The sequence below is a fragment of the Paenibacillus sp. oral taxon 786 str. D14 genome (genome assembly GCF_000159955.1).
GTDB classification, from domain to species: domain Bacteria; phylum Bacillota; class Bacilli; order Paenibacillales; family Paenibacillaceae; genus Fontibacillus; species Fontibacillus phoenicis.
In genome coordinates, this window is sequence record NZ_GG695995.1 from 44,580 (window position 1) to 56,158 (window position 11,579).

General features: G+C 52.0%; 12 protein-coding genes, 1 pseudogene and 1 other annotated feature. Of the genes and pseudogenes, 9 read left to right on the forward strand and 4 right to left on the reverse strand.

What is annotated here, in order from left to right:
- Positions 1 to 182 precede the first annotated feature (182 nt).
- Positions 183 to 308 carry a DinB family protein gene (locus tag POTG_RS25010; RefSeq protein WP_232282365.1) on the forward strand — a complete coding sequence of 42 codons (126 nt, stop codon included), beginning with the start codon at positions 183 to 185 and terminating at the stop codon, positions 306 to 308.
- Between the two features lie 160 nt (positions 309 to 468).
- On the opposite strand, the gene POTG_RS20605 is transcribed toward POTG_RS25010, so the two are convergent.
- From POTG_RS20605 to POTG_RS20615, 3 genes are read right to left on the reverse strand one after another with little or no spacing between them, the layout of a single operon-like run.
- Positions 469 to 1,302, reverse strand: coding sequence for a carbohydrate ABC transporter permease (locus POTG_RS20605; RefSeq protein WP_009226775.1), 834 nt, complete (start codon positions 1,300 to 1,302; stop codon positions 469 to 471).
- Between the two features lie 23 nt (positions 1,303 to 1,325).
- Positions 1,326 to 2,213, reverse strand: coding sequence for a carbohydrate ABC transporter permease (locus POTG_RS20610; RefSeq protein ID WP_009226776.1), 888 nt, complete (start codon positions 2,211 to 2,213; stop codon positions 1,326 to 1,328).
- 49 nt (positions 2,214 to 2,262) lie between these two features.
- Positions 2,263 to 3,633: an ABC transporter substrate-binding protein gene (locus POTG_RS20615; protein ID WP_442852595.1), complete on the reverse strand. Its 1,371-nt coding sequence runs from the start codon at positions 3,631 to 3,633 to the stop codon at positions 2,263 to 2,265.
- A 252-nt stretch (positions 3,634 to 3,885) separates the two neighbouring features.
- Here POTG_RS20615 and POTG_RS22865 point away from each other — a divergent pair, with 252 nt between their 5' ends.
- From POTG_RS22865 to POTG_RS20630, 3 genes are all read left to right on the forward strand, one after another.
- Positions 3,886 to 4,083: a hypothetical protein gene (locus tag POTG_RS22865; RefSeq protein WP_009226778.1), complete on the forward strand. Its 198-nt coding sequence runs from the start codon at positions 3,886 to 3,888 to the stop codon at positions 4,081 to 4,083.
- 168 nt (positions 4,084 to 4,251) lie between these two features.
- Complete coding sequence (locus POTG_RS20625) at positions 4,252 to 4,905, forward strand: ABC transporter permease subunit (protein WP_009226779.1); 654 nt, start codon at positions 4,252 to 4,254, stop codon at positions 4,903 to 4,905.
- Complete coding sequence (locus POTG_RS20630) at positions 4,881 to 5,138, forward strand: hypothetical protein (protein ID WP_050769827.1); 258 nt, start codon at positions 4,881 to 4,883, stop codon at positions 5,136 to 5,138. Before POTG_RS20625 ends, POTG_RS20630 begins: the two co-directional genes overlap by 25 nt.
- A gap of 95 nt (positions 5,139 to 5,233) precedes the next feature.
- Here the strand turns inward: POTG_RS20630 and POTG_RS20635 are convergent, their stop codons facing one another.
- Positions 5,234 to 7,099, reverse strand: a complete 1,866-nt coding sequence (locus POTG_RS20635) for an arginine--tRNA ligase (RefSeq protein ID WP_036646481.1) — start codon at positions 7,097 to 7,099, stop codon at positions 5,234 to 5,236.
- Between the two features lie 43 nt (positions 7,100 to 7,142).
- Positions 7,143 to 7,364, reverse strand: a binding site (T-box leader).
- A 177-nt stretch (positions 7,365 to 7,541) separates the two neighbouring features.
- Between POTG_RS20635 and POTG_RS20640 the strand changes: the two are divergent.
- The 5 genes and pseudogenes from POTG_RS20640 (at position 7,542) to POTG_RS20655 (ending at position 11,466) form a co-directional block, all read left to right on the forward strand.
- A pseudogene (locus tag POTG_RS20640) lies at positions 7,542 to 8,765 on the forward strand (spore germination protein).
- A gap of 20 nt (positions 8,766 to 8,785) precedes the next feature.
- Positions 8,786 to 9,109 (forward strand): Ger(x)C family spore germination protein, encoded by a 324-nt coding sequence (locus POTG_RS20645; RefSeq protein WP_036646485.1) that lies wholly within the window; start codon positions 8,786 to 8,788, stop codon positions 9,107 to 9,109.
- A 207-nt stretch (positions 9,110 to 9,316) separates the two neighbouring features.
- Complete coding sequence (locus tag POTG_RS20650; protein ID WP_036646488.1) at positions 9,317 to 9,970, forward strand: transcriptional regulator; 654 nt, start codon at positions 9,317 to 9,319, stop codon at positions 9,968 to 9,970.
- Between the two features lie 82 nt (positions 9,971 to 10,052).
- The gene (locus POTG_RS24090) at positions 10,053 to 10,229 is read left to right on the forward strand and encodes a hypothetical protein (protein ID WP_157273536.1); all 177 of its coding nucleotides are present in this window, start codon (positions 10,053 to 10,055) and stop codon (positions 10,227 to 10,229) included.
- 310 nt (positions 10,230 to 10,539) lie between these two features.
- Entirely contained in the window at positions 10,540 to 11,466 is a 927-nt protein-coding gene (locus POTG_RS20655; RefSeq protein ID WP_050769828.1) for a VOC family protein, read from the forward strand.
- Positions 11,467 to 11,579: the final 113 nt, after the last annotated feature.

Consider the following 11,579-nt stretch of genomic DNA (forward strand, 5'->3'; position numbering starts at 1 on the left):
GCATTTGTTAGACAATTGCTCTAAAGCCCCGGCAGCGGCGCAAATCGCAGAGGAGTACCAGCGGATCAGCGGGGCACTCATCGAGGCGATCCGCACGCAATGGACGGACGAGCAGCTCCTGAACACAACGGAGATCGCAAGGTGAACCCTGGTCAAACGGGGCATCGCTCCGGTTTACGCTGATGCATCAGGCGCATCATCGGGGACAAATGACGGTATTGATGCGTCAGGCGGGACTGCGAGTTCCTGATATTTACGGGCCAACCTACGAATCGTGGATCGAGCCAGGGATGGAGCCCCTCGCCTAAACTGGGCCAGGCGGTCACAAAAGCAGCAACTATTTCCAGTTATTGCCGGAATCTCTGGAGGACGCCTCCTTGCATACCTATGTGCCTTACTACTTGCTTCCGTATGGGAAAGCTCTAACGATTGTGGAGCCGGATGTCCTGATCGGACGAATGGTGGAAGTCACCCCTTCGTTCCCCCTTGTAAACCAAACCCCTTGGACATAAACCGCTGGGACAAGATGTACAGCACGATGGACGGGATCGCATACAGGATGGAGAAGGCCGCAAGATTGCCGTATTCAATCATCCCGTATTGACCAAAGTACTGGTATAACTTCAGGGAAGCGGGGAAGTTCTCTGGATTTTGCAGCAAAATGTACGGGACAAAGAAGTTCCCCCAGCTGCCCGAGAAGGTGAAGATGGCCACCGTGCAAATGCCCGGCACCATCAGCGGCGCTACGACTCTGCGAATCCCCGTAAATACCGAGGCCCCGTCGACCCATGCCGCTTCCTCCAGATCCAGAGGGACGGAATCCATGAAGTTCTTTAGCATCCAAATGCCGTAGGGCATGGATGAAGCTACATAGAACAGGATAACGCCAAAGATTTGGTCATACAGCTTCAAACTTAGAAACAGCTGGTAGACCGGGACCATCACCGCCGTAATCGGCAAGGAAGTCATAAACAGGATGGTCAACATAAACGGCTTCTTGTATTTCATTTGATAACGGGACAACGGATAGGCGGCTAACAGTGCCAAGAGGACGACGAGCAGCGCCTGCCCCAGCGACATGATCAAACCGATCAGGAAAGCGCGCTGGTTCTCGCGGCTGGTGATCACGTTGATATAATTATCCGCCGTGATCCGCTGCGGCATTTTCAGCGTCTGCATGGCATTGGGATCAACCGAAGCAACCATCACCCAAAGCAAGGGTAAGACGAAGCAGATGCCGATGATCGTGAGGATCGTATAGGGCAAGATCCGGTAGATGAGTTTCCGTTGTTTTGCGTTCATAAGGAGTTCTCCTTGCTCTTGGACTATTTCAACGAGCGGGTATAGAACAGGCTAAGCACGATTCCGATGAGCAGAAGCAGCAAGGAGATCGCGGTTCCGTACCCCAGTTGATAGTTCACGAAGGCTTGGTTGTACATGAAGATCGGCAGTGTGGTCGTAGACGTTCCCGGGCCTCCGCCGGTCATGGCATAAATCAAACCGAACACGCCCAACGTCTGTAACGTGACCAGCATCATGTTGGTCATAAACGAATCTTTGATATAAGGGATGATGATCCGAATCAGTACCTGCCATTTCGAAGCTCCGTCGACCACCGCCGCTTCTTCCACCTCGCTGGGCACGTCGTCGAGAGCCGCTTGAAAGACGAGCATCGAGAAGGCGGTGCCGTGCCAGATGTTCGCGAGGATGATCGTCAGCATCGGAACGGTATACAGCCAGGTGACTGCCGGAATCCCCAATGAGGTGATGATCGAGTTAAGCGTCCCCTCGTCGCCGAAGAAGCTGTACAAGCACAACGCACAGACGATTTCCGGGGTTACCCAGCCGGCGAGGACGATCGTGCCGATCACCCGCCGGAACGTCCGGTTTCTGCGCTTCATCAGCAGGGCGATGAATAAGCCGAGCAGCTGCTGGCCAATCACCGCGGAGCCAAACAGGAAGACCAGCGTGTTCCAAATGCTGATCTTGACCGTCGGGTCCTTGAACATGTGAAGGTAGTTGTCAAACCCAACGAATTTTAACTCTCTTGCCGATTCCCCCGTTAAAGCCAGGTTCGTAAATGAATAGAAGAAAGTAAGGAAGACCGGAGTGATAAAAAACACCAGCATTATCACAATCGAAGGGAGCAAGAAGTACAGCCACGTGTACGTATTTCGTTTTCTGGAATATCCTTCAGCCGTCATGCTGCTCATGGTTCGTTCTCCTTCCGGAAGGCATTGCTTTGCCGCTTGTTATGATTGGTCATTTTCTTATGACAGCGTCCTCGCCTACGATGCGGGTGACGTCTTGGGCGTATTTTTGAGCTGCCTCTGCGGGGGAGGTGCCTGTGGCGACGGATTCAACCATCGTCTGAATTTGCGTCGATACTTCCGGGTACTTATCCTGAGCAGGCCGGAACTCGGCGTTCTGCAGATATTCCGTAGCGATTTCGTTAAACGGCATTTGCGTGTATTCCGGATCTTTGGCGACGTCGGCTCGCACAGTAATATTCCCTGAGGAGGTGACGAGCTTCTTGCTGTTCTCTTTGTTTAATGCGTATTTGATAAACTCCCAGGCTTCGTCTTTATGCTTGGCGTTGCTCGGAATGGACAGCGCCCAACCACCGGCAAGGGTAATGGTCCCCGGTGCCTGACCTTGGCTCGTCGGCATCGGAGCAAAGCCCAGCACATCCTTGTATTCCGGCCATGGGGAAGCACCGGTTTCCAGATAGTTGCCGGTAATCCAGGAGCCGTCGAGGGAGATGGCCAACTTGCCTTGAGGCAAATATTCACGGGAAGCGGTGTTACCGGCCTGCCCGTTCAGAACCTTGGAGAGCGGCGGTCCGAGCTTTTCCTTGTTTACGGTTTCAATAAACCCTAATGCGTCCAAGATACCTTGGCTTTCGATGATCCATTTTCCGCTTGCATCGTCATACAGTCGTTCGCCGGTACCGTAAAGGAGCATTTCGTACGTCTGCATGGAGGTGGCTTCCCCAGTCGCCTTGCCCATGTTCATCCAGATCGGGACGATGTCCGGGGCTTTTTCCTTAATCGTGCGAGCCGCATCAAGCACTTCCTCCCAGTTCTTCGGCGTCCACTCTTCGGGAAGGCCGACCTGCTTAAAGATCTCTTTGTTGTACCAAAAGCCACGGGAATCCGTGTTGTACGGTACGCCATACACTTTGCCGTCGCTGGCGGTAACGCCTTTCTTCATCGCCTCGATAAACGAGCCGTTCGACCAATCCTCCCAGTCCTTCAGCCGCTCATCCAGTGGTTCCAGATAACCGGCGCTGGCGTCCGAATTGAGGATGAATGTGTCCTCCGTCACGATATCCGGAGCGGTGTCTTTGGATTTCAGAGACAAGGCGACTTTCGCAAAATAGTCCCCTTCAGAGGCTTGAATCGGTGCTGGTTTAATCTCGACATCCTTGTTCGGGTAAGCGGCAGCGATCTCTGTCAACCAACGGTACAACGTGCCTTTTTCTCCGGCTCCGTCATCCCGATAGGTCACCGTAATCGTCGTTTTTCCGGAGCTGCCCGACTTGTCGCCCGACCCGGAACACCCGGCTAGCAGCGCCCCGCCTAAAGCCGTACACAACAACACGGAAGCGATGGCCCAACTTCTTTTTTTCATAAATACCATGCTGTGATCCCTCCCTGGTAAGTAGTCTTATTCGGGTTTTGCGCTCAACCCGATGGTTTAACGCATTAAAAAAATACTGTGTACATCCCTTCCAGTAAAACATACTTGCCGAAGGAGCAATTTATTCAAAAAAACTCCACGAATAAATATTGACCGAATCGGTTTACGGAAGTATGCGAAATACGATCACACGGTGACGGATTTCTTCGAGCGAATCAAACAAGCCGCGAACATCAGGTCGCGATGATCGATAAGCATCCGGCGTTACTGTCTTTCTTGACCAGCGTTTATTTTGAAACGAATGAGGAGGTTCATCCGGAAATTAAGGCGATCTTGGCCAAAGGGGAGGAGGTTCGGAACCGGATCGCTTTGACCGGCGTGGATGAATCGAAGTTTACGGAAGGCATTAATCTGAAGCTTCTCATGAACATGTTGACTTAGATGGCGGAGGGGTTCACCAACCAGATGTCCAGGGAGAACAAACTCGATATCAAGGAAATCACAAGGGGGTTCCATGGGCGTGATCGAATTAAGAAACCTCACGAAGCGATAGGGCAAGGCCAGAGGGATTACTGACGTGAACCTTCAGGTGGAGGAGGGGGGAGATCTTTGGCTTTAGGCATTGATTTGGATAGGATTACCTCGATTTTGGGGTTATATTCCATGATCTTCTCTTTTATCGTCCTGTGCGGGGCGATTCAGGCGATGAATCTTGGCGTGTCCATCTTGACGAAAGAATCGCGGGAGAGAACCGCGGATTTCCTGCTGGTCAAACCAGTTTCGCGGGCCAAGATCGTCAGCTCCAAGCTGCTGGCTGCGATGCTCCTCCTGATCGCGACGAATATCGTCTTCTATGCAGCAGCGTTTCTCATCGCAAACGGAGTCAAAACGGAGGATTTCAGCCAAAAGCTGTTTCTGCTGATCCATATGACGTTATTTTTTGATCAGTTGATGTTTTTGGCGATTGGTATGGCGTCGTCCGTGTTTTTTGCCAAACTCCGGAGCGTCCTTCCGTTATCGCTGGGCGTGGTCATCGGATTGTATCTGATCGGCGCCTTGCTCGCAAGCGGGGAGGACAAAGAGATGATCCGCTTCATCTCGCCCTTCAAATATTTCGCACTTAAGGCCTACCTTAGAGGCTTGATCATCTGGAGCGTATGCATGTTCTTGCTAGTTGTCAGCGGAATGAGCAAGTATTCGGCTCTTTTGAAGTCACGCAGATCAGTGGATTTTTTGCCATGCTGTTTTTGTATATTGAGCTGACGGTCGCGATTCACGCGGTCCTGCTGGGAAGCTTTGCGATTTCCAAACTTACGGACTTGACAGATCAGCTAAACGCACTGAACGTGCTCTCTCCCTTCAAATACTTCAGCTATGAGCGTATCTTAAACGGAGAAGGCCTTCATGCGGGGATTGTCGCGCTATCCCTCCTCCTGGTGGCGGTGCTGGTTGTTGTCACTTATGCGGCTTATCGCAAAAGAGAACTAAACGTTTGATCGTTGCACGAGTGGCGGTTAGAACGCCCATGCAAGAGGCGCGGCCGGTTGATCCGGTCGCGCCTCTTTTTTGCTTGGCGAAACACTTGCCTTGCTTACATGCGATCCGGAGCCGGCAATCCGATGACATCCAGCGCCTCCGCGATGGTCTCCTTAAATTTCGCAGTAAGCCACAGACGGTAGGGTTGCCGCTCGGGCTCGGCTTTTAGGATCGGACAGGCGGTATAAAAATGATTAAACAAGGTGGCGAGCTCATACGCGAAATGGCAGATCGGTGTAGGAGAAAGTTCCTCACACGCAGTGCTCAGCGTATCCGGCCATGCTGCGATTTGCCTCAGCAGGGCGTGTTCGGCACGTTCCTGCGGTGCGATGTCCTCCGGCAGCGACTCCATCCGAGGGAGCCCGTCGGCTTGGGCTTTGGCTAAGATGCTGGCGGCCCGGGCATGCGCGTACATCAGATAAACGCCGGTGTTGCCGGTGGTTTCCGTGGCCTGCTGAATGTCGAATACTACTTCAGTCGGCAAGGCGAATCGCAGCAGATAATAACGGATCGCCGCTGCTGCGATCAGCCGGCTGGACAACCCTTCGGAATCGGACCGCTTGGCTTCGATTTGCGCTTCCATAAGGTCCAGCAAATCGGACACTTTGATGCCGATCCCTTGTCTGCCGGACATAGCGTACGAGGCTTTGCCGTCCGAGGTGTCGAGGCCAAGCTCCCGGGCTGCGCCAGGGCTTAGCGATACGACGCCGTAACCGACGTGGCGCAGCTTCTCCGCTTGGGCTGTGAAGCCTAACGCCTCCAGCGCTTGCTTCACCATCGCCTGCGGATACGCTTGCCTGTGGTCGATCACGTTGACGACGAGATCTGCCTTACCGTAATCGGCGGCGACACCTTCTGCACTGGTTGTCCAGAGCCCATCTGCAAACGGTTTGTACCTGAAATCGTTCCCCAGCAAACCGAACTTCCAAAGATGATAGGCGATATCCTTGGCCGTATACGTCAAAATTCCGTTGGACCGAACGAGCACCTTATCGGCCTGATGCTCGGCTTCAGACTCCACATCTTCTGCTGCAGGTTGCTTCAGGACCCAGCAGCCCTCCAGCTTACCGGACGTTTCCTTATGGAAGAGTGCGGTCTGCTGCAACAAACGGAAGGCCGTGTCCCAGAACCCTTGCCGGACAATGTTGCTCTCCCAGACCAACAAATCATAATCAATCCCAAACGCCTTCATTTCCTCCAGATGCTCCCGCACGATACGCTCTGCCGTAAGCAAGCCAACCCAAGCCAGGTTCCCGTCTCCAGCTTCCAGCGCCTGCAGCACCTTCGTTCTCTGCTCCAACAGCGACGGTTGATCATCGTATTCCTTGTTAACCCGGGAATAGATGTCCCAACAGAAATCGCCGAATCTCACGTGGGCAGCCTGATGATCCACATTCAGCAACCCAACGACGGTGTCTGCCAACTGATTACCCAGATCGTCGATGTAATTATGCACTTCGATTTGGTATCCGGCCCTCTTGAGCAGCCGCGCCAGCGAGTCGCCGATACAGGCGTTTCTTAGATGACCGATATGAGCGGATTTGTTCGGATTGATGGAAGTATGTTCGATCACGACCTTTTCGCGAACTGCCCGCGGAAGTTGAAAATCCTTGCGGGCCCATTCGTTCCAATCCAGGCGGAAGTTCAGAAAGCCCGGCGGCGCGGTTTCGATCTGGTGGAATAGCCCTTCCATCCGGCCGGTTTGTTCCAATTCATTCTTCAGTTGTGCGGCAATATGCAGCGGTGGTTGACGCAGCGTTTTGGCCAGCTGCATCGCGATGTTGGTCGAATAATCCCCGTGTTCCGCACGGGCGGGCCGCTCGATCACAATGTCCGGGAGCTCCTCGGTGCTGTGGCCAAGCCTTGAAAGGACTTGTCGTACGGACAATTCAAGATATTTTTTCATCCAACTGCTGATCATAAAATCCACTCCTCCCTGGCAAAAAAATAAGCCTTCATCTCATCAAAGAGACGAAGGCATTACGCGCTCGCGGTACCACTCTTGTTGTTAAACTTCATGTTTAACCACTCTGAAGGATAACGGTCTTGGGCCGTGGCTGCTTACTCGACTCATGTTCAGCAACCATTCTCATGGGTCCGTTTCACTGGAAGCCCTGTACCGGTTTCCACCCTCCCGGCTCGCTTGGACTAGAACAGCCAGCTACTCTCCCAATCGTCGAATGTGGGATATTTTGTATTATTATATCCGCTTAATTTGGAATGTCAATCCTGGACTTCCCCAATATCAACCCACGAGCCCGACTTCTAGAGTAGGAGAAGAAAATTTTGGTCATACTCTTACTACTTCCATCAGAACAAAGGGGCTAGCGACATGCAACAACCGGACGAGTTTATCGAAACAACTGCAGCAAAACCTGGAAGGTCTTCGCGAGCTTCTCGGGAACAGTTCGGATGTCGTGTTCCGTCAGCTTTTGCCGGCGGACTGTACGCAACTCGCTATCGTTTACATCGAAGGACTTATCGACAATCAACTCTTGCAACAGGATGTGATTCGCCCGATTCTAGAGACCTCCTCAGACGGGAAGATGACGCCAACTCAGGTTAAGGACAAGGTCGTCAACGTCGGCGGCGTTAGCTCAGTGACCACCTATGAGGATGCGTGCAACGGATTGTTGTCTGGCGGTGCGCTGATCCTGATCGATGGGTATATGGATGGTTTGATTGTCTCAATTCCCGGGTTAGAGGAACGCGCGATTGCCGAATCGAAGGCCTATCCAAATATTCGGGGGCCTCAGGACGCATTCACGGAGGCGATAAAACCAAAACAGAGCTAGCTATCATGTACATGCACGGATTAGCGGATCAACAGATCGTAAGTAAGTTGACTGAAAAACTAAACAACCTCCAGGTGGATCGCGTGCTGGAGGGCGAATATATTGAAGAAGTTCTGAATCAGGATAACAAGCTTACGATTTTTCCTATGCTGTACAACACCGATCGTCCAGATACGATCGCAGCGGGCGTAATGGAAGGCCGAATTGCCATCTTTATTGACGGAACGCCATTCGTTCTCCTTGACCCAACCTTATTCGTCGACTTTCTTCAGTCCGCCGAGGATAATTATCAGTCGTATCTTAATTCCGACGGTATTGTTATTGAGCTTAATGGGCCAACGTGAAGGGGGCCCTTTTCCAGCTTTCCTTGAAGCGTTGATCATGGAAGTCGTTTTTGAGATTTTGCGGGAAGCCGGGCTGCGGATACCGAGAACGATTGGTCAAGCTGTGTCCATCGTGGGTTCTATCGTCATAGGACAAGCGGCGGTCGAAGCGGGCATCGTCTCTACCGTTATGGTGGTTGTCGTAGCGATTACGGCCATATCCAGTTTCGCCATTCCGTTCTATTCCATGTCGATCCCGATCCGGATGCTGCGTTTCGGGTTCATGGCGATTGCTTCAACCCTGGGGATTTATGGGCTGACCGTCGCTTTTATTGTGCTTGTCGTGTATTTAAGCGGGCTCCACTCCTTTGGCGTTCCTTATTTATCGCCCGTCGCTCCCTACAAGGCACGGAAGCAATCGGATGCCATCCTCCGCTTTCCCTACCAACCTGGAGCTAAAGGACCGTAGAAATCAAGGAGATGATCCCTGTGTACCGACAGGTAAAGCGATTTGTTCTTGTCCCCATATCCCTCGCGATGATCCTGCTGCTGTCAGGTTATTGGAACCGCAATGAATTAAATGAACTTTTGATCGTGCTAGCCATGGGGATCGATAAAGCGGATGACCTTTACGAGGTCAGCTTCCAGGTCGTGAATCCAAATCAGATGTCGCGGAAGCAATCGAGCGAGCGTACGCCTACGTTCGTATTCTCGGTACGTGCCGATTCCATTAGTGAAGCTGTGCGAAAAAACGGTGGGCATGTCATCGCGGAAATTGTATATGTCCCATCTGCAAATTTTATTCCTGGATGAGGCCACGGAATTTGGTGAAGATGTCTTTGCATGGACATGCTGCGAGATGAATTCGGGCAACGACTTGCTTGAAGATATGTCTTGTGATACATTATTTTCCATAATGAATGTTTCGGTATGAAGCACATACCGCTTCGATCTGACTTGCTCTTGGAGCAAGGGGGAACGGGGCGGTTTTTTTATTGACTCGGAAAGGGAGTGTGCGTGATGAGTGAGTTCGATGATGTTTACTTGGAGTGGCTGGAACGGCAGATCGACGAGGAGACCAACCCAAGAAGAAAGGAGTTTCTCAAAAAGGGATTAAGCCGGGGGACAACGGATTTTCTGCGGTACATTTGGTATCCCGCCATTGGAAACCTCAATGATCTCTATCCTGAGTATGAGGTTCGCGACTTTAATAATGGCTTCCGCTACCTCGATTTGGCCTATCGACCGGGCAACGCCAAAGGATGTATCGAGATTCAGGATTATCGAAGCCATGCTCGGGATATCGAGGCCGGGCGGTTTAAGGATTTGTGTATGAAGCAAGCTCTGCTGGCGTTAGACGATTGGTTGTTCCTACCGATTGCCTATCTATCCATTCGGGAAGACCCGGGAGTTTGCAAGCAGCTGGTCTTATCCTTTGTTGGTAAGTTCCTGTCCAACGCCGTACCTTCTAACCTTCATTGGGCCGAAGCGGAAACCTTGAGGTTTGCCAGACGACTGATGCGCCCCTTTACGCCGGCAGAGCTCGCGGATCATCTCAGTCTATCCAAGCAGCATACACGAGCAATTCTGCATGCTATGCACAACCGAAAGTTGCTGGAGGTCGTAGGCGGGAGACAACGGTATCGAACGTTCCGGCTTCCGAACGCGCGTTAGGGGCAAGGCGCTCTGATGGCAGGATGTAACTGGGGCTAAGGCTAGCTCTAAATCCACTTCTGGTGCTGAGGCTGTTGCTGGTGTGGAATCTATTGTTGGTGCGAATGCTGTTGTTGATGTGGATGCTGTTGCTGGTGTGAATGCTGCTGGTGCGAATGCCATTGCTGGTGCTAATGCGATTACTGGTGCTAACATAACACTAACTCTAACGCTTGTGAGCAACGCTATTAAGGCAAATTTGCTCTCGAAAAAATTCTAACGACGATGAGACACTCTATTAAGGTGAAAATCGAGAAAAATAGGGGGGAAACAGAGGAATAAGCTCTGTAGTAAGCGTTAGAATCGCAAAGTGTCCTTTTTGGAGCAAATAAGATCTGTGGCAAGCGTTAGCGGTTAATCGGAGGGGATTCGCAGACCCACGGGGGTAAAAGAAAGCACCCGCAAGCACTAGGAGGTAAAGGATGCTCCCGCAGGCACTCAAAGTCACCTCTAGGCACTCATAGCACTCATCAGCACCCGCAGGCCAAGGGGAATGAACTATGTTAGAATGAAGAAGAATATCCTTATTCATGCAGAGGAGGAAAAAGGTGAGTACATCCATCAGCTTGCATCTATGGTTCGATAAACAGGCGAAGGAGGCCGCAGAGTTCTATTGCTCCGTATTTCCGGAGTCCCGAATCACGGGGGTTACGACGCTAAACGATACCCCTTCGGGTGATTCCGAAATGGTTTCGTTTACCGTTTGGGGTTTTCCGTTTATGGCGATTTCGGCTGGACCGTACTTCAAGCTAAATCCTTCGATCTCGTGCATCGTCAATTTCGACCCTTCTAGAGACCCTAACGCCAGAGAAATGCTGAATGAAGTGTGGAACAAGCTGTCTGACGGCGGGACTGCGCTCATGCCGTTGGATCGATACCCCTTCAGCGAGTGGTATGGCTGGATTCAGGACAAGTACGGGGTTACGTGGCAGCTGATGTTAACGAATCCGGAGGGGGAGCCGCGTCCACCGATTGTTCCGTCCATGATGTTCACAGAGGATAACTGTGGCAAAGCGGAAGAAGCACGTGAATTTTATCTCTCCGTCTTCCGGAATGCGAAACCGGGCACGATCGTGAAGTATGGCCCCGGACAAGAACCGGACCGGGAAGGGGCGGTCATGTTCACCGATTTTATGCTGGAGAATACCTGGTTTGCAGCGATGGACAGTGCGCACGCTCATGGGTTCGTCTTCAACGAAGCCATTTCCTTCTTGGTGAATTGCGACACGCAGGAGGAAATTGATCATTATTGGGAAAGTCTCTCCGCCGTTCCTGAGGCCGAACAATGCGGTTGGCTCAAAGACCGGTATGGCCTCTCGTGGCAAATCACTCCGTCCGCCTTGGATGAGATGCTGACCCAGGGAACCTTGGAACAACGGAATCGAGTGACGCAGGCGTTTCTGAAGATGAAGAAGTTTGACCTCTCGGAGTTGCAACGGGCTTTTGAGGGGAAGTAAACTCTATGGCAATGGCGCGGTAATCGCTAACACGCTTTCGTACGGAGTGAGGAAAAAAACGCCCCGGGATTCCTGATCGTGAATCAGGATCCTCAGGGCGTTTTTCGCCACAG